An 18714-nucleotide genomic window follows, 5' to 3' on the forward strand; every position below is an offset into this window, starting at 1 on the left:
TATTGTCAATTATCCACTAAAAGAATGTCTTGCAGTTCCCTTATTTCTTCTTTCGTCAGTCCGATGCCTCTTTGCAGGTAGGTGTCGGTATCTCCATACCTTCGTTCCATTTCTTCGATGGCGGCATTCAGGAAATCTTCGCGTGCCGAGAACACAGTGGTAATGGCCTCTTGCGAGCGTGCCGGAAGCTGGTAGGCGTATCGGGAGGCAGCCGGGATATTGAAGTAGTCGTTGCTGAGGCGGTAGTCTTCCATGATGATGTCTTCATCCACTCCAAGGGAGGCAAGCACAAGCGCCGATACGATGCCTGTGCGTCCTTTGCCCGAAGAGCAATGGATTACGACGGGATAATTGTTCTTATCCAGCAGGATATCGAAAATCCGGCGATATTCTTTGGTGTAGTTGCTGATGAGTTCGCGATTCATCCGTTCCACCATCCGGTAGACGGTGTCGCATTTGATTTTCTGTTCCTGGATACCTTTTAGGATATGTTCCATGTCACCGGTGATGATAGGGATATGTATCACTTTGAACTCTCCTTGAAGGGCGGTTTGTCTGCCGGCTTCTGTGGGGGAACGCAGGTCAATGATGGTCTTTATCCCGATGTTCTTGAGTTCTCTGCGCGAGCCGCTTGACAGGCTGTCTATCTCTGCCGAACGGTAGAGCATCCCCCAACGTGTTTTCTTTTTTGTAGAATAGGAAGTATAGCCTCCCAGGTCGCGGAAGTTCTGTATGCCGGGGATGTTGATGTTGCGGGTGGCAATCTTTACCCGGTATTTGTCACCGAATACAAGCATGTAGTAGTATCGCTGTGTAGGGTCGGTAGTGATGACGGTCATCTTCAGGTCGGAGATGTTGGCAATGGCAACGGGAACGTTTTCGGGAATGTGTTCCGGGTTGGGCGAGGCATATACTTTGACATTCCCTGTGATAAGAGGGGCCATTTCCCATTTTACAATGCAGTTGCCCACATTGTTTTCTTCGCATACAACGGAAATGTGAGGGGAAGTGCCGCTGCAGGAAGGGAGCAGCACTGCCAAAACAAGCAAGTTCAATAAATTCCTATACATAATTCGTAACCTCTCTGATGTCGTTAATCACAAATATATGTAATTTATCCACAGAGGGTAACGGCAATGCCAGGCTTTTATATTTCTTTTTTGAACTTTAAAACTATCTGTGCTTCTCTGCAAATTCCTTTGAAACAGAGTTGTTGAAACTCTTACAGACCTCGGCGGCAAACTCAATGCCGCATTGGATGACTTGGTCCCAAGTAGCCTCGTCCATGGTATCGAGGTCCTCGTAGCGTACATTATGTTTCAGCAGTCCGAAGATGATGCCTGCATTGAAGTTGTCGCCCGCACCGATGGTGCTGACCGCTTCCAGCGGAGGAATGGAATATTCCTTGGAAATCGTGCCGGTGCGCAATGACACCTGCTCTGCACCGGCGGTACAGAGGAAGTTGCGGCAGTAGAATTTCACCTTGTCTTTGTATATCTTGTCAGCCTCCTGCAGTCCCCACATATAGAAGAAATCCTCTTGCGAGCCGCGTACAATGTTGGCGTATTCCAGATTCTCGATGATGGTGGGAGCCAGCTTGATGGCCTCCTCTTTATGGGACGAACGGAAATTGGGGTCGTAGTAGATGATGGCATGCATGTCGTGTGCGCGTTCCAGCAGTTCCGATACCTTGTCGCGCAATACGGGGTTCAGGGCATAATAAGACCCTATTATAACGATGTCGTCCTCTTGAATTTGCGGATACTCTACATCCAAGCGTTGTTTGGGATAATCTTTATAGAAGATGTATTCCGCATCGCTCCGGTCGTTGAGGAACGCGAGTGATACGGGTGATTTCCCGTCAGGGAAGACATTGACATGGTCTGTGGGGATATTGTTCTCGCGCATGAAGTCGAGGATAATATTGCCTACGTGGTCATTGCCCGTTTCACTGATAAAGCAGATGGGAACGCCGATACGTCCCAGTGAAACGATGCCGTTGAATACTGAACCGCCTGGAACGGCTGCTGTGGGCTGTTCGCCACGGAATATGATGTCCAGTATGGTTTCTCCGATACCTATTACTTTACGCATAGTGATCTTGATTTTTCTCCGAGGTAACCGCCGTGGTGGCGCTTGGAGTAGTCTTCAATAGTGAATCCGGTCTGTTTCATGGTCTGTACCACCAGGATGTCGCCGATGACGGTCATGGCAGTGGTCGAAGTCGTAGGCGTCATGCCCAATACGCATACTTCTTGGGGTTTCCCGGTGCTGAGGCATACATTGGATTCGTGTGCCAGGGGGCTATCGGGGTTTCCGGTGATGACGATAAACTTCAGTTCAGGATTTAGGTTATGTGCCAGCTGTGTCAGCTCCACGATTTCACGAGTTTTGCCCGAATTGGAGATGAGCAGCAGCAAGTCGTTCTCCTGAAGGATGCCGAGGTCACCATGCTGTGCTTCGCTGGGGTGCAGGAAGACGGACGGAATACCGGTAGAGCAGAAGGTGGTAGCGATGTTCATGGCTATCTGTCCGGCCTTGCCCATACCCGAAGTCACCAGTTTCCCTTTTTTGCGGTGCACTTGTTCTACGATGAGTTCTACAGCTCTTTCATAAGCGTCCGTCACCGGGATGTTCAGTACGGCTTGTGCCTCTTTCTGCAAAAGCTCTTGAATGGATGCAATCATACTTAATGTGCTAATTTGATTAATGTGCTTAAAATTATAGCAATTGCAAATATCTGCAATTTTCTATAAACGGCAATAAGTTTTATTGTATTTTTGTCGCCTCAAATAGTTTGAAACGTCAGAATGAAGAACTTAAAAGAAAATTTACTGCCAACTTTCAATCAATATACCCTGCCTAATGGCATGCGCATCATTCACGAACCCTCAGCCTCCAAAGTGGCTTATTGTGGTTTTGCCGTAGATGCGGGTACGCGCGACGAGCTTGAAAACGAGCAGGGTATGGCGCATTTTGTGGAGCACCTTATATTTAAAGGTACCGCCAAGCGCAAGGCATGGCACATTCTGAACCGCATGGAGAATGTGGGCGGCGACCTCAACGCTTACACCAACAAGGAAGAGACGGTGATTTACTCTGCTTTCCTGACCGAGCATTTCGGTCGTGCCTTCGAACTTCTGGTGGATATTGTATTCCACTCCACTTTTCCGCAACGCGAGATAGAGAAGGAGACGGAGGTGATTATCGATGAGATACAATCCTACGAAGACAACCCTTCCGAGCTAATCTTTGATGATTTTGAGGACTTGATATTCAGGGGGCATCCCCTGGGACGCAACATTCTGGGCAATCCCGAGCAGTTGAAGCAGTTTCGCAGTGAGGATGCTGCCGCATTCACAGCCCGTTTCTACCATCCTGGCAATATGATCTTTTTTGTTCTGGGCAATCTGGACTTCAGGCAGGTGGTGCGCTGGGCGGGAAAGCTTCTCGCGGATATACCTGCCGTGGCAGTGGACAACCGCCGTACTCCACCGCCCCTCTATGTGCCCAAGCATCTTGTAGTGCATAAGGATACTCACCAGGCACACGTCATGATTGGCAGCCGGGGATATAATGCGTACGATGACAAGCGCACCGCACTTTACCTGCTGAACAATGTCTTGGGTGGCCCGGGCATGAACAGCCGTCTGAACGTCTCTCTCCGTGAACGTCGTGGGCTGGTCTATAACGTAGAATCCAACTTGACTTCCTATACCGATACGGGAACTTTCTGCATCTACTTCGGTTGCGACCCTGCAGATTTGGACTACTGCACCCGCCTGGTATATAAGGAATTGAAACGCTTGCGTGATGTCCGGATGACTTCCTCGCAGCTTGCGGCTGCCAAGAAGCAGCTTATCGGGCAAATCGGCGTGGCTTCGGATAATAATGAGAACAATGCGCTGGGTATGGGAAAGACTTTCCTGCATTATAATAAATGCGAAACTTCCGAAGCCGTGTTCCATCGCATTGAACAGCTCACTTCGGAAGCTCTGTTGGAGGTGGCGAACGAGATGTTTGCCGAGGACTATCTTTCGACGCTCATTTATCGCTGACCGCTTTTTTTATTTGAAAACCTGCAACATAGGACGTCCTATCCATACTTGTGGCTGTTTCAGCCCGAAGATGTGGGCAATGGTCGAGGCAACGTCATACTGCATCATGCTTTCGTGGAATTCGCCTCCTTTCTTTATGTTCTTTCCGGAGATGATGAAGGGAGTCTGCATTTCCTGCATGGTCTTGCCGCCATGTCCTTTTTCAATGCCGCCGTGGTCGGCAGTAACGATGAAGATGGTTTCTTTCAGCATGCCTGCCTCTGTAACGGCCTGGATGATGCGGCCCACATAACCGTCGAGTTCTTTCAGTTTGGCATAATATTCAGGAGTATCGTGTCCGGCTTGATGGCTACGTGGTCGGGGTTGTCAAAGCAAATGGCAAGAAGGGTCGGTCGTTTCTCCTTGATATACTTTTCTGCCATACCGCATAAGGCTTCGGGATGTTTGTTGTAGTCGGGCGCTTGCGCATAGTGGCTTAAGGCAAGAGTGTCTACAAGGTATTTGATGCCGTCCCACTCATACAGACAGCCTATTTCCGCTTCCGGCCGGGCGTCGCGCAGCAGTTGGAAGATGGTGGGAAATATGCCGTGTCGGTTCAATACGCGTGACGGAAGTTCGGGAGTCTTGGAGCCCCATTGCGTATATCCGTGCAATTCGGGACCGGCCCCCATAAACATGCTTGCCCAATTGACGGCGCTGGAGGAGGGGAGTACAGTCCGTTTTTCTAATGTATAAGAACCGTCTGCCATCAGTTGCTTGATGTGGGGAATCTCTGCTTTGGGGAGGCTATAGGCACCCCAGCCGTCAAGACCGATGAAAACTACGTGTTTGGCTTTTCCCTTGGCATTGCAGGGAACTGAAAAGAGGCATACCGCTGCCACGGCGATGAGTAATGTAAAAGTCAGTTTCTTCATGTTTTCTTTAGTTTTTATCTGTTCTTTTCCAGTCGTTGCATGCTGAATTCACAGCCACAATACTGTTGGTTGTAGAAATCATACTCTTTCAGCAGTTGGTTGCGCCGGTCCTGGAGCCCGCCCTTCCGCCAATTCTGTTCCCAGAAGAGGGTACCCGGATAGAGCGCGGCGGCACGGCGTCCTGCTTCATTGATTTGTTCCAGGCTTTTCCAGCGCGAAGAGGCAAGGGTGGTGGTGAATACGGAGAAACCGTGCTCGGAGGCGTAGCGGGCTGTCTCTGTCAGGCGCAGAGTGAAGCACTTCAGGCAGCGGCTGCCGCGTTCCGGTTCATGCTCCAGGCCCTGCATGGTATGTAACCAGTGTGCATAATCATAGTCTGCATCGATGAAATCGATGTTTTTGGAGGTTACGAAACGGATAGCCTCGTTTTTCCTTATCTCATATTCTGCCTGCGGATAGATGTTGGGATTGCAGTAGAATACGGTCGGGCGTATGCCGTTGGCCAGCATGCACTCGATGATGGCGGAAGAACAAGGTGCGCAGCACGAATGCAGCAGCACCTTGTTGTCACCGTTGGGTGTCTCAACTTTCAACATTATACTTTTAGTTTAATCTTTCCTTTCACCAGCAGACCGGTCAGCCATACAATGACAAGCGAGAACACGAGGGACTTGAGCAGCCCCGGTACACCGCTTCCCAATGTCTCGGGATAGTGCAGATGCAGCAGTTGCTGGACAGCATACCAGATGTAAGGAATAATATAGCAGGTCAGCGTTGCCGTACCTGCAGGTTTGATGATATCGAACCAGTTGGTCTTGCCTTTCACGTCCGTCAGCCAGTAGAAGAAACCGAACAGCGGGAAGAACATGGCGAGGCAGTAGAACAACCATGTCGGCGTGGCTTGTATTTTGGATATAATCCAGAACGGGTGTGAGACGAGGGCAAGGACAAGCATTCCTACGCCGAGGGCACAAAGCATGCCGATGAATCGTCCCGGCTGTTCCCGGTCGGCATAACGCTGCATGAGCAGGGAGGTCAGTACGCCGGACATACCGAATGCATGCAGTGTCCAGTCACTCGGGATAAAGGGAAGCAGGATAATCCGGCTGCCGTACTCTCCCGGTATCAGGTCTGAATGGCTGACTACGGCAAGCAATACGACCACGAACCAGGCAATGGCATTCTTCCGCAGGTTCTCCCGGGTGAACAGATAGATGCCTGCACATACCGCATACGTCCAGCCGATAAGTCCGAGGATGCCCCACCAGCTTATCTGGAACGGTTTCCCGTTCATGTCCTTGTAGATGACGAGGAAAGCAAGCAGAAGCACGCCTGCTGTTTTCATTGCGGTGAAAAGGACCATTTTCGTTCCTTCCGCTTTGGGATATACCCCCCAGGTGAGGAAGAAGCCGATGACCATCAGGATGGAAAACCATTGATGTGAGAGGCCGCCTTCGATGCCTCCGCTGTTCAGTGAAAACAGTCCCATGCAATCAGTGCCACTGTCCGCCAGAAGATATGGGCCACGACTTGCAGGGTGTTGTCTCCCTTTTTATACCGGTTTTGTATGGCAAAGGATACGGACATGCCCATGCAGAAAAGGAAAGCAGGGAAGATGGTGTCGGAGAATCCCATCATGTCTTCGTCTATCCTGCATGCATCAGCCAGTGGGGGACGTTTTTCAGTCCGGGAATGTCGTTGACAAAGAGCATGAGGAACATGGTGAGTGCGCGGAATACGTCTACCGCGGCAATCCGTTGGGGTGTTAAGCTTTTCATAATAGGTAATTTGTTTGGGGGTTCAGGACGCAAATATAGGAAACTATTCTTTCCGATGCTACTGCTTTGCAGGATTTCTTGCTATATTTGCATTATCTTTATTGTCATGGAAAGGAGATTATTCACTGTTTGTTTTCTCGCCATCGTGGCATGGCAAGGTATGGCCTTTGCTGCCGGCACATCGTCTTTTGCCGCACTGACGGCTTCTTTGGATGAGGCCATCGAGGCGCACCAGCATTATGTTGTCGTGCGCGAAGGACGCATTGCCCGGCTGAAACGCCAATTGCTGGATGCCGATACCGCCAATATCTCTTTTTTCCGATGGAATGGGGAAATTTATAAGGAGTACAAGGCATACGTCTGCGACTCGGCCATCCATTATCTCCATGTCAATCTGGATTGGGCAGAGCACCGTGGCCAACGGAATGCAGCACTCGAAACAAGGCTGGAGCTTGCCCACCTGATGGCTTCGGCAGGCATGTACGAGGAAGCCACCGAACTCTTGAGGCAGACGGACAAATCTTCCCTTCCCGCCCATCTGCTGCCGGATTATTACAATTGCTATCATAAACTTTACACGGAACTGGGCTTCTATACGCTGGACACCCCTTTCAAGGTGCGCTACCAAGCATTGGCTACCAGCTATGACGACTCTCTGATGCAGGTACTTCCCCCTTCGTCCCCCCTCTACCTGGAACGTATGGAAACGCGGGAGGCTGCTGCCGGCCACCTGGACGAAGCCTTGAGCATCAATGACACGCGTCTGGCACATGCCGGACCCAATACTCCCGAGTACGCACTGGTGACCTATCAGCGCTCATTGCTCTACCGCCAGCTTGGGAACCGGGAGGAAGAGAAGCGCTACCTCGCTTTGTCCGCACTTACTGATATCCGCTTGAGCATCACGGATCATGCCTCACTCTGGAATCTGGCGGAACTTCTCTATGAAGAAGGAGATATGGAGCATGCCTATCGCTACATCCGTTTCTCGTGGGACGAGACCAACCGGTACAATGCTCGTAGCCGCAGCCTCCAGACTGCGGGTATCCTTTCGCTGATAGACCTTACCTACCAAGCCATGCGCGAGCAGCAGAACGACCGGCTCCGATTGTATCTCTGGCTCATCAGTGCTCTGATTGTGCTGCTGGTCGTGGCAGTGGTCTTTATCTACCGGCAGATGCGTCGCCTCTCTGCCGCGCGGAATAATTTGGAGCAGGCCAACGAGCAGCTGCAACTGTCAAACAATATCAAGGAGGAGTATGTGGGCCGTTTCATGAACCTCTGCTCCATCTACATCAACCGTCTGGATACTTACCGGCGGATGGTCAACAAGAAAATCTCTGCCGGGCAGATGGATGAGTTGCTGAAAATGGTACGTTCCCGTGAAGTGCTGGACACCGGATTGAAGGAGCTCTATGAAAACTTTGATACCGCCTTCCTGCATCTTTTTCCCGATTTTGTCGATAAATTCAATGACCTGCTGCAACCGGAAGAACGCATCGTGCTCCGTAAAGGTGAATTGCTCAATACGGAACTTCGTATTTTTGCCTTGATTCGTCTGGGTATCGACGACAGTTCGCAGATTGCAGAATTCCTCCGTTATTCCGTAAACACCATCTATAATTACCGCGCCAAAGTGAAGAACAAGGCACGTATTTCGCGCGAAGACTTCGAAATGAGGTTGATGCAGATACGTTGACAATACGTCAAACAGACTTTCTGAATCCACTTTTTAGCTTTCTCTGCTTGTTCTTATATTGTTGGTTTTTAGCTTTTTATATTCTTGTTTTTCTTTCTATTCTCCACCTATTCCCAATTCGCCGGTGCGGGGTATTCTTATCTTTCCTAACTTTGGGGAAGTAAAAACGAATATCGCAACTAATAAGTAAATGATGAAATTTAGTTTATATCCATAGTAGTATCTGAATTCTCCTCCTCCGGGGAGGAGGAGTACCCGTAGGGGGAGGTGGTAGCGATACACACAAGAAAGATTGCCATATATTTATAGCCTTATGCTCTCTACCACCCCGCCCTACGGGCACCCCTCCTCCCCGGAGGAGGGGAATTTGAGATACTACTATGATATAAACTAAATTTCAACATCTACTTACTATAATCCAATAATTACCATGAAACATTTATTAGCGACAAGCATTTCCATTGCCTTGCTGTCTTTGGGCTTTACGGGATGCAGTGAGAAACAAGCGGCAGAAGAAGTAACTTCGGATGCCTTCGTAACCATTCAGGGCCAGGACTTGATAAAGCCCGACGGAACCAAACTCTTTATTATGGGTACCAATCTGGGTAATTGGCTGAATCCGGAAGGATACATGTTCAAGTTTAACAAGACCAATTCCGGCCGTTTCATCAATGAGATGTTCTGCCAGCTGGTGGGACCGGACTTTACGGCCGACTTCTGGAAGGCATTCAAGGACAATTATGTAACGCGCGAGGACATCCGGTTCATCAAGAGCACCGGTGCCAACACCATCCGTCTGCCCTTCCATTACAAATTGTTTACAGACGAGGACTATATGGGGCTGACTGCTGCCCAGGACGGCTTTGCCCGCGTGGATAGCCTTGTGGACTGGTGCCGCGAGTCGGACTTGTATCTCATCCTCGACATGCACGACGCTCCCGGCGGACAGACTGGCGACAACATCGACGACAGTTACGGCTATCCCTGGCTGTTCGACAGTGAAGCCAGCCAGCAACTCTACTGTGACATCTGGCGCCGGATAGCCGACCGCTACAAGAACGAACCGGTCATTCTCGGTTACGAACTCTTCAATGAACCCATTGCCCCTTATTTCGAGAACATGGAGGAACTCAATGGAAAGCTGGAAGATGTATATAAGAAAGGTGTAGCCGCCATCCGTGAGGTGGACAACAACCACATCATCCTGCTGGGCGGCTCGCAATGGAACGGTAATTTCAAGCCTTTCAAGGATTCTAAGTTCGACGACAAGATTATGTATACCTGCCACCGTTACGGAGGCGAACCCACCAAAGCTGCCATCCAGGAAATCATCAACTTCCGCGACAGTGTGAACCTGCCTATGTACATGGGCGAGATTGGCCATAATACGGACGAATGGCAGGCCGCCTTCTGCCAGACGATGCGCGAGAACAATATCGGCTATACCTTCTGGCCCTACAAGAAGATGGACGGCTCTTCCTTCGTCGGCATCACTCCGCCGGAGAACTGGGCAAATGTCGTCTACTTCTCCGAAGCGCCGCGTGCCACCTATAAGGAAATCCGTGATGCCCGTCCCGAGCAGGCTATGTCCCGCAAGGCGATGACGGACTTCATTGAAGCATGCAAACTGAAGAATTGCGTGGTGCAGGAAGGCTACATCCGGTCGTTGGGGATGAAATAAGGAGCCTTTTTTTAGTGAGAATGATGCGTATGCATGAGGATGTGTCATAATGAATATTTGAACACAAATTACACGAATTACACAAATTTGCAGAATGATAATATGCGGATAATAAACACTCTATAGAAATCTTATTTGTGTAATTCGTGTAATTTGCGTTCCTTTTTCTTCTTTTGGCACAGCTTCCTTAGCATAGTAAGTATATATACTTGGCATAACAAGGATATATACTTAGCTATACACATCATAGGACTGAGTACCCAAAACACCCGGATGTTTTATACCAAAACATGGGGATGTATTGGGGTAAAACATCCGGGTGTTTTAGGGTAAAACATGGGGATGTTTTCAGAAACAACATCCCCATGTTGTGACCTCTCACTATACGACCGTGAGATACTCAGTCCCTATACGTGCCGGGCTAAGTCCTATTCCCTTGTATGCCGGATGTTATCATCTTGAAACATATTAATTTATTAATCATAGAACAATGAAAAAAGTATTATTCGGTTTGGCTCTCGCCGCTGTCGTGCTACCTCTTTCGGCACAGCAGAAGCCCGTCTATCTGGACGCGAGCAAACCTATTGAAGAAAGAGTGGAAGACGCCTTGAGTCGTCTCACTCTGGAGGAGAAAGTAAAGCTGACCCATGCGCAAAGCAAGTTCAGCAGTGCAGGTGTACCCCGTCTGGGTATTCCTGATGTATGGACGGATGACGGTCCCCACGGCGTACGCCCCGATGTGTTGTGGGACGAGTGGGAACAAGCCGGATGCACCAACGACTCCTGCGTGGCTTTCCCTGCACTGACCTGCCTGGCAGCGACCTGGAATCCCGAAATCTCCCTGCTCTACGGACAGAGCCTGGGTGAAGAGGCGCGCTACCGCAACAAGTCTGTCATCCTGGGTCCAGGTATCAACATTTACCGTACACCCCTCAACGGACGTAACTTCGAGTATATGGGCGAAGACCCTTACCTGGCCGGAAAGATGGTGGTGCCTTATATCCAGGGCGTACAGCAGAACGGCGTAGCCGCCTGCGTGAAACACTTTGCCTTGAACAATCACGAGGTGAACCGCCATACCACCAACGTGATTGTGGACGACCGTGCCCTTTATGAAATCTATCTGCCTGCATTCAAGATGGCCGTGCAGGAAGGTGGAGCGTGGAGCATCATGGGTGCCTACAACCTTTACAAAGGCCAGCATCTTTGTCACAACCAATACACACTGAACGATATATTGAAAGGCGAATGGGGATTCGACGGCGTAGTCATCTCAGACTGGGGAGGCACGCACGACACTCCGCAAGCCATCACCAACGGACTCGATATGGAGTTCGGCAGCTGGACCAACGGACTCTCGCAAGGCACCAGCAATGCATACGATAATTATTATCTGGCCACTCCTTATCTGAAGCTTATCCGCGAGGGCAAGGTAGGCACCAAGGAGCTGGACGACAAGGTACGCCGCATCCTGCGCCTTATCTTCCGTACAGTAATGAATCCCGACCGTCCGTGGGGAAGCATGCTCTCTCCGGAGCATTACGAGGCTGCCCGCCGCATCGGTGAGGAGGGCATCGTACTGTTGCAGAACAAGGGCAATGTGCTCCCGATAGACCTGGACCAGACTAAAAAGATTCTGGTAGTGGGCGAAAATGCCATCAAGATGATGACCGTAGGTGGCGGTAGTTCTTCACTGAAGGTGCAGCGCGAGCTCTCTCCGCTGGATGGCATCAAGCAGCGCGTGGCTGGCAAGGCCGAGGTGGTGTATGCCCGTGGCTATGTGGGCGATGCAAGCGGTGAGTACAACGGTGTGGTGACCGGACAGAACCTGAAGGATGACCGCACTCCCGAAGAACTGATAGCCGAAGCCGTGAAAGAGGCCCGGGATGCCGATTATGTAATCTTCATCGGCGGTTTGAACAAGAGTAATGGCCAGGACTGCGAGGATTCCGACCGCGAAGGTCTGGGCTTGTCCTACGGTCAGGATGCCGTTATCTCTGCACTGGCAAAGGCAAACAAGAATCTGATTGTTGTCAACATCTCCGGCAATGCCATTGCCATGCCTTGGGTGAACGAAGTGCCTGCCATTGTTCAGGACTGGTATTTGGGTTCCGAAGCCGGCAGTGCTCTCGCCGCTATTCTTATGGGGGATGTGAATCCCAGCGGAAAGCTTCCGTTTACCTTCCCCGTGAAGTTGGAGGATTGCCCGGCCCACAGCCTGGGTGAATATACCGGCAAGCGGAGCAAGGACATCATCGACATCAAATACAATGAAAGTATCTTTGTAGGTTACCGCTGGGCCGACAAGCAGAAGAAGGTGAAACCGTTGTTCCCCTTCGGCCACGGTTTGAGCTATACCACTTTTGAATATGGCAAACCGACAGCCGACAGCAAGACCATGCAGGCCGATGGTACGCTGACTGTGAAGGTTTCTGTAAAGAATACCGGAGTACGCGAAGGGCAGGAGGTTGTCCAACTGTACATCAGCGACAAGAAGTCCTCTCTGCCTCGTCCCATCAAGGAGTTGAAAGGTTTCCAAAAGGTGAAGCTGGCTCCGGGCGAAACCAAGGAAGTTACATTCACTATTGATAAGGAAGCTCTTAGCTTCTTCGACGACGCCCGGCACGCCTGGGTGGCCGAGCCGGGCAAGTTCGAGGCCATCGTTGCCGCTTCGGCAACCGATATCAAGGGAACGGTTCCTTTTGAATTGAAATAATGTCGGGAAATAAAGTTTCCTCTTAGGTTATTATCAAAGATTGTGTAGATGGAGGGTGTGGCCGTGAGGTTGCACCCTTTTTTTGTAAACCTCCATATTCTATGTCCGTTGCCTCTTGGCTTTTGTGACTATATGATGAAAGCAACCGGATGATGAGTTAAACCGGCGATGTTTTGCGGTAAACGATAAGTTTTCATGGCCGGGCTTGGGGGTATTTCATCTTTTATACTTATTTTTGCAGAAATCAATGTTTAATAAAAATTATCATGAAGAAGTATTTAGCAGAAATGGTCGGGACAATGGTTCTTGTCCTGATGGGATGTGGTAGTGCTGTCTTTGCCGGAAGCGCGGCGGGGGCGGTAAGTGCAGGTGTCGGAACGTTGGGAGTGGCTTTTGCTTTCGGCTTGTCTGTTGTGGCAATGGCCTATGCTATCGGAGGAATCTCCGGCTGCCATATTAATCCTGCCATTACGCTGGGCGTTCTGTTGTCCGGCAGGATGAGTGGGAAAGATGCAGCCATGTATATGGTGTTCCAGGTTATCGGGGCGGTTATCGGCTCTGCCATTCTTTATGCATTGGTGTCTACGGGTGCTCATGGAGGCCCCACGGCTACCGGTTCCAATGGGTTCGCTGACGGAATGATGTTGCAGGCATTCATTGCAGAGGCTGTGTTCACGTTTATCTTTGTGCTGGTTGTCTTAGGCTCTACGGACTCCGAGAAGGGGGCGGGCAATCTTGCCGGGCTGGCCATTGGCCTTACTCTGGTATTGGTGCACATTGTATGTATTCCTATCACGGGAACTTCCGTCAATCCTGCCCGTAGCATCGGCCCGGCACTGTTTCAGGGTGGCGAGGCGCTCTCCCAGTTGTGGCTGTTCATTGTGGCCCCGTTTGTGGGTGCCGCGCTGAGTGCTGTTGTGTGGAAAGTGCTTGCTGCAAAAGAGGGTAAATAAATGCCGGAAGACAGTACCTTGAGAAAGGCCGGCTGATGACAGAAACTTATAAAAGAGGGTGTGTGCCAAAACCCTCTTAACTCTTTCTTTTAGGCGCGAATTACGCGGATTTCACGGACTTGTTTTACTGAGCCCGTGCTATTCCGCGTAATCCGCGCCTTCTAATATTGTAACATCATGAAAGCGTTCATGTGCTTTGGGCACATCCTATTTCTTTCCTTATGCTTGATATACTTGTGTCTTATTCGTACAGCGATTTCGCAATCCCCATTTCCAGTCCACGAAGCTCTGCCAGTCCACGCAGGCGGCCGATGCAGGAGTAGCCGGGGTTGGTCTTCTTCTTCAAGTCGTCCACCATCTGGTGCCCGTGGTCGGGACGCATCGGGATGGAGACACCGCGGCGTTGCTGTAGCTCAAGGAAGGCTTTCATCACACCGTACATATCCACATCCCCTTCCAGATGGTTGGCTTCATAGAAATTGCCTTCGGCATCGCGTTGGGTGCTGCGCAGGTGGACGAAGTTGATGCGGTCGCCGAATTGCTGCATCAAGGCGGCACAGTCGTTGGCACTGCTCACGCCCAGCGAACCGGTGCAGAGGCAGAGGCCGTTGCTCTTGTTGGGCACAGCATCAATCAAGGCCTGAAAGTCGGCACCGCAACTCATGATGCGCGGCAGGCCGAGGATGGACATGGGTGGGTCATCGGGATGAATCACCAGCTCTACCCCGGCTTCGTCGGCCACGGGACAGATTTCGCGGAGGAAGTAAATGAGGTTACTGCGCAAGCGCTCGGGAGTGATGCCTTTGTAGCGGTCCAGCTCCTGCTGGAACTGTTCCAGGGTGAAGCTTTCTTCCGAGCCGGGCAGTCCGGCAATCATGTTGCGGATGAGCAGTTGTTTGTCTGCCTCCGTCATCTGTTCGAAGCGGGTGCGGGCGCGTGCTTTCTCTTCGTCGGTGTATTCGGCTTCCGCACCGGGACGACGCAGCAGGAAGAGGTCGAAGGCGATGAAGGCGGCACGCTCGAAGCGCAGGGCGCGGCTGCCATCGGGTAGTTCGTAAGCAAGGTCGGTACGCGTCCAGTCCAGCACAGGCATGAAGTTGTAGGTGACGATGTTGATGCCGCACTTGCCGAGGTTGCGGAGGCTTTCCTTGTAGTTGTCGATATACTTCTGGAAGTCTCCGGTTTGGGTTTTGATATGTTCGTGTACGGGTACACTTTCTACTACAGACCAGCGCAGGCCGACGGATTCGATCATTTCTTTCCGTTTCTTGATTTCCTCTACTGTCCATATTTCTCCGTTGGGGATATGGTGCAAGGCATTTACAATGCCGGTGGCTCCGGCTTGTTTGATGTCCCAAAGGCTTACCGGGTCGTTGGGACCGTACCAGCGCCAGGTTTGTTCACAAAGAATCATAGGTTTGAGTTTTTAAGTAGTTTCGGAAGTTCTTCAATTGTTTAATAGAGCAACTTAATTCTCCTCCCCGGAGGAGGGGAATCGAATAGCCTTGCTTTATTGTGCAGGACTTCTGAAACTTAATTGTTGAGTATTCAGTTTTTGCAAGTAATTACATCGCGAATGCGTTGAATCCTCCGTCCACTACAGCCACTGTACCTGTCACGAAGCTGGAAGCATCGCTGATGAGGTATTGGATGGTTCCGCAAAGCTCTTCTGCACGGCCCATACGTCCGAAGGGAGTCTGGCGGATGACGTCTTGTCCGCGTTCCGTGTAGCTGCCGTCGGGGTTCGTCAGCAGGGTACGGTTCTGCTCCGTGAGGAAAAATCCGGGTGCGATGGCATTTACACGGATGCCTTCACCAAACTTCTTGGCAACTTCCGTAGCATGAAAGCTGTGAAATTGGAGATGCCGGCTTTGGCGGCGGCATATCCGGCTACACGTGTCATGGGACGGAAAGCAGCATGCTGGAGAAGTTGACAATAGTGCCTGCCTTCTGCTCCACCATTGGTTTGAGGAAGACTTGTGTAGGCAGTACGGTTCCGGTCAAGTTTAATTCAAGCACCCGCTGGAACTCTTCTATCTTCAAATCGAAGAATGTACCCGTAGGCGCGATGGTGGCACCCGGCATATTTCCACCGGCTGCGTTCAGCAGGGCATCCACACGGCCATAGGCTTTCAGAATATCGGCCAGGTTCTGTTCCAGCAGTTCGCGGTTCATCACGTCGGTTGTCAGGAACATGGCTTCGCCGCCGTTCTTCTTGATTTCTTCTACAAGGGCGTTGCCCACTTCGGCTTTGCGGCCCAGGATGACTACTTTGGCACCCTCCTCTGCGAGGTGCAGGGCGATGGATTTGCCCAATACGCCCGTTCCGCCGGTGATGACCACCACGCGGTCTTTGATGTCGAATAGGTTTTTCATACGTTTTTTATCTACTGATTTTGTATCTTTTCGGTTCGATATTGCAAAATTATGGAATTCTCTTTATAGTTCTCCTTATTTTCCGACTGAAATGAAGGCAGTGCCGCATATTTCTTCCTTGCAGCGGGCGCTTACCACTACCGGGACGTGGCTCTTGACGTAGATGCCTGCCCGTCCGTTGGCGGCTTGCAGGAGTTGCGAGCCGTGGGCGGTTCCCTGGTTTCGGAGCAATGCTTCGCTGTCCGTGCAGCCGAATTCGATGAAGTGGCAGGCGTCGAGGCAGGGGATGCCGTCCTTATCCAACAGTTCGGCTTGTACCAGTACGGTTTCTTCATCCACCTTGGCCTGTGTCAGGCGTATTTGGGCGGGGGCACCCCAAGGCTGTGTCTGGTAGGTTTGGTGTATCTTGTCGCGCAGGCAGGGCTTGTTGTCGCGGTAGGCGATGGCTTCAATTTCATTCTCTCCCTCCTTCAGCACGGCGTTCCAGTGGAATCCGGCGGCGGGATAGTCTTGGCTGTCGCGCTTTTTCAGTCCTAAGGAGATGCCGTTGACGAAGAGTTCCACTTCGGGGCAGTTGGAGTAAACGAGGATTTCCTTCGCCTCGCCCGCCTTGCCCCACCGCACAGGCCAGGAGTGTCCGTAGATGTGTAGCATCGGTTCCTGGCTCCAGTAGCTTTGGAAGACGTAGTAGCTCTCTTTGGGTGTGCCGTCGCGCTGCACTACGCCCTTTTGGTTGACGTAGGGGATAGGGTTCAGCGGGCGTAGCGGGGTGGAGAAGTCCTTGAAGGTCCAGAAGGCGCTTCCGGTGAGCCAGGGCATCTGCTCCTGCTCTTTCAGGTGCCAGTCGAAGAGGCGGACGATGTACGATTCGCTCCAGTCGCCGTTGCGGTCGCCCGCTTCGATGTCGAAGGAGGAGCCGTGTTTTGTCATTTGTTCCTCGGCGTGGCGTCCGGCGTGGCTGTCGCCGCCCCATTCGGCATGGATGAAGCGGGGCACGTTCTCGAAGCCCGCTTGTTCCATCTCGCGGTAGTTGCGGAAGCGCCGCCCGTACCAGCCTGCCAGATGCTGGGGGAATACACGTCCACGATGTCGCGGCAGAAGTCGCAACGGCGGATGACGGTGGGACGGGTGGGGTCCAGACGGTGCGAGAGGTCGTGCAGTTCGCTCATAAAGGCGCGGATGCTGTCTTTGTCGAACTCCTCGAAGTCGCCCGGCCAGTCGTTTTCGTTGCCCATGCCCCAAAGGATGACGGAGGGGTGGTTGCGGTGCTGGTCAATCATATTGGTGAGCATGCGGCGTGCCTGTTCGCGGTACTTCTCGCCGCCCAGTCCGCCACGGCACCAAGGAATCTCTTCCCACACCAGAAGCCCCAGTTCGTCGCAGAGGCGGAGGATGATTTCCGACTGCTGGTAGTGCCCCAGGCGGATGAAGTTGGCGCCCATTGCTTGATTTGCTTCATTTCGGCAATCATCATCTCTTCGGTGAGGGCGGCACCTACCCCGGCGTGGTCTTCGTGGCGATGGGTGCCGCGTAGCAACAGCCGTTGCCCGTTGAGGTAGAAAGGTCCTTTCTCCTCGAAGCGGATGTGGCGGAAGCCGAAATGCTCCGTGTGGGTCAGCAAGGTGTCGGTGCCTCCCGCAATGAGTTGGGCTTGGAGGGTGTAGAGGGCGGGGCTGTCGGGACTCCAGAGCGTGGGGCTTTTCAGGGCGAACCAGGCGCGGCAGGTGTCTTGCAGCGGGTAGGTGTCTTGGTAAATCTTCCTTCCTTCGGGCGAGAGGACGGTAATCCTCAGTTCAGGCACCCCTTCGGACGGGGAGGCGGAGAGGGGACGTTCGGTAGTGACCTGCCACTCCACCTTGCCCAGCTTGTCGCCGGGAGTTGTCCGGGCATTTATCTGCACTTGCCCGATGGAATGTGCAGGGGTATAAACCAAGTTGACATAGCGGTAGAGACCTCCGTAGAGGTTGAAGTCGGACATGTCGGAGGGAATCGTTTCCGTGTCGCGGCTGTTGTCGCAACGGATGGCGACGGGTATCTTCCCACCGAAGCGTTCACGGCAGGCGGGGTTGGAGCGGAACTGTTCCACAGCCTCCGTGATGTCGGCTTTCCATTCGTCGTATCCACCAGTGTGCGAGGCCACAAGGGTGGTGTAGACGTAGACTTCGGTATTCTGTCCCGCGCCTTCAAACTCCAGGTAGATGCGCCCGTCTTGATAAGGGCTGTTTATGTGGAGGGTGGTGCGATACCATCCGGCACCTTGGTAGTAGTTCGTGTAGGGATCCACCGCATCTTCGGCGTTGAAGCAATGGGGCAGGGTGACTTTCTGCCAGAGGGGGACGGCTTCGGGCTTTCCGGCTCCGGGCACGGGGCGCATCACTTCCCAGATGCTGCCCATGTCCTGACGGATGAACTCCCAATCCGTCGTAAGGCGTTGTTTGCGGTCGGTGGGGATGAGGGCGGAAATGCTGTTTGCCCATAGGCAGGCAAGCAATAGGCAGAGTATGTTTTTGAGTGTCTTCATATAGGGTATATTGTCTGA

At 51.9% G+C, this 18714-nt stretch carries 10 protein-coding genes and 4 pseudogenes; 5 read left to right on the forward strand and 9 right to left on the reverse strand.

Going from position 1 to position 18714, the window contains the following annotated elements:
• Positions 1-5 precede the first annotated feature (5 nt).
• From JCM16496_RS01090 to JCM16496_RS01100, 3 genes are all read right to left on the reverse strand, one after another.
• Positions 6-1070: a tyrosine-protein phosphatase gene (locus JCM16496_RS01090; protein WP_025831714.1), complete on the reverse strand. Its 1065-nt coding sequence runs from the start codon at positions 1068-1070 to the stop codon at positions 6-8.
• A 103-nt stretch (positions 1071-1173) separates the two neighbouring features.
• Positions 1174-2094: a carbohydrate kinase family protein gene (locus tag JCM16496_RS01095; protein ID WP_025831716.1), complete on the reverse strand. Its 921-nt coding sequence runs from the start codon at positions 2092-2094 to the stop codon at positions 1174-1176.
• A complete protein-coding gene (locus JCM16496_RS01100) occupies positions 2082-2687 on the reverse strand; it encodes an SIS domain-containing protein (protein ID WP_025831718.1) in 606 nt (201 codons plus the stop codon). Before JCM16496_RS01100 ends, JCM16496_RS01095 begins: the two co-directional genes overlap by 13 nt.
• 123 nt (positions 2688-2810) lie before the next feature.
• On the opposite strand from JCM16496_RS01100, the gene JCM16496_RS01105 reads away from it, so the two are divergent.
• On the forward strand, positions 2811-4058 hold the full coding sequence (locus tag JCM16496_RS01105) for a M16 family metallopeptidase (protein WP_025831719.1): 1248 nt from the start codon (positions 2811-2813) through the stop codon (positions 4056-4058).
• A 9-nt stretch (positions 4059-4067) separates the two neighbouring features.
• Here JCM16496_RS01105 and JCM16496_RS01110 read toward each other — a convergent pair.
• From JCM16496_RS01110 to JCM16496_RS01120, 3 genes and pseudogenes are all read right to left on the reverse strand, one after another.
• Positions 4068-4972, reverse strand: a pseudogene (locus JCM16496_RS01110) (alkaline phosphatase family protein).
• 14 nt (positions 4973-4986) lie between these two features.
• Entirely contained in the window at positions 4987-5568 is a 582-nt protein-coding gene (locus JCM16496_RS01115) for an epoxyqueuosine reductase QueH (protein WP_025831721.1), read from the reverse strand.
• Positions 5568-6750, reverse strand: a pseudogene (locus JCM16496_RS01120) (DUF5009 domain-containing protein). The gene JCM16496_RS01115 and the pseudogene JCM16496_RS01120 overlap by 1 nt, the downstream one beginning before the upstream one ends.
• 106 nt (positions 6751-6856) lie before the next feature.
• On the opposite strand from JCM16496_RS01120, the gene susR reads away from it, so the two are divergent.
• The 4 genes from susR (at position 6857) to JCM16496_RS01140 (ending at position 13799) form a co-directional block, all read left to right on the forward strand.
• On the forward strand, positions 6857-8449 hold the full coding sequence (susR, locus tag JCM16496_RS01125) for a SusR family glycan utilization regulator (protein WP_025831723.1): 1593 nt from the start codon (positions 6857-6859) through the stop codon (positions 8447-8449).
• Between the two features lie 430 nt (positions 8450-8879).
• Positions 8880-10130, forward strand: a complete 1251-nt coding sequence (locus JCM16496_RS01130; protein ID WP_025831725.1) for a glycoside hydrolase family 5 protein — start codon at positions 8880-8882, stop codon at positions 10128-10130.
• A gap of 490 nt (positions 10131-10620) precedes the next feature.
• Positions 10621-12846, forward strand: a complete 2226-nt coding sequence (locus tag JCM16496_RS01135) for a glycoside hydrolase family 3 C-terminal domain-containing protein (RefSeq protein WP_025831727.1) — start codon at positions 10621-10623, stop codon at positions 12844-12846.
• 266 nt (positions 12847-13112) lie between these two features.
• Positions 13113-13799, forward strand: coding sequence for an MIP family channel protein (locus tag JCM16496_RS01140; RefSeq protein WP_025831729.1), 687 nt, complete (start codon positions 13113-13115; stop codon positions 13797-13799).
• A gap of 241 nt (positions 13800-14040) precedes the next feature.
• On the opposite strand, the gene uxuA is transcribed toward JCM16496_RS01140, so the two are convergent.
• The 3 genes and pseudogenes from uxuA to JCM16496_RS01155 all read right to left on the reverse strand — a co-directional run bounded on the left by uxuA (position 14041) and on the right by JCM16496_RS01155 (position 18696).
• The gene (uxuA, locus tag JCM16496_RS01145; protein WP_025831731.1) at positions 14041-15213 is read right to left on the reverse strand and encodes a mannonate dehydratase; all 1173 of its coding nucleotides are present in this window, start codon (positions 15211-15213) and stop codon (positions 14041-14043) included.
• Positions 15214-15364: 151 nt separating this feature from the next.
• A pseudogene (locus JCM16496_RS01150) lies at positions 15365-16175 on the reverse strand (SDR family oxidoreductase).
• Positions 16176-16250: 75 nt separating this feature from the next.
• Positions 16251-18696, reverse strand: a pseudogene (locus JCM16496_RS01155) (glycoside hydrolase family 2 protein).
• Between the last annotated feature and the right edge of the window lie 18 nt (positions 18697-18714).

It is taken from the genome of Bacteroides rodentium JCM 16496, assembly GCF_000614125.1.
Lineage (GTDB): Bacteria > Bacteroidota > Bacteroidia > Bacteroidales > Bacteroidaceae > Bacteroides > Bacteroides rodentium.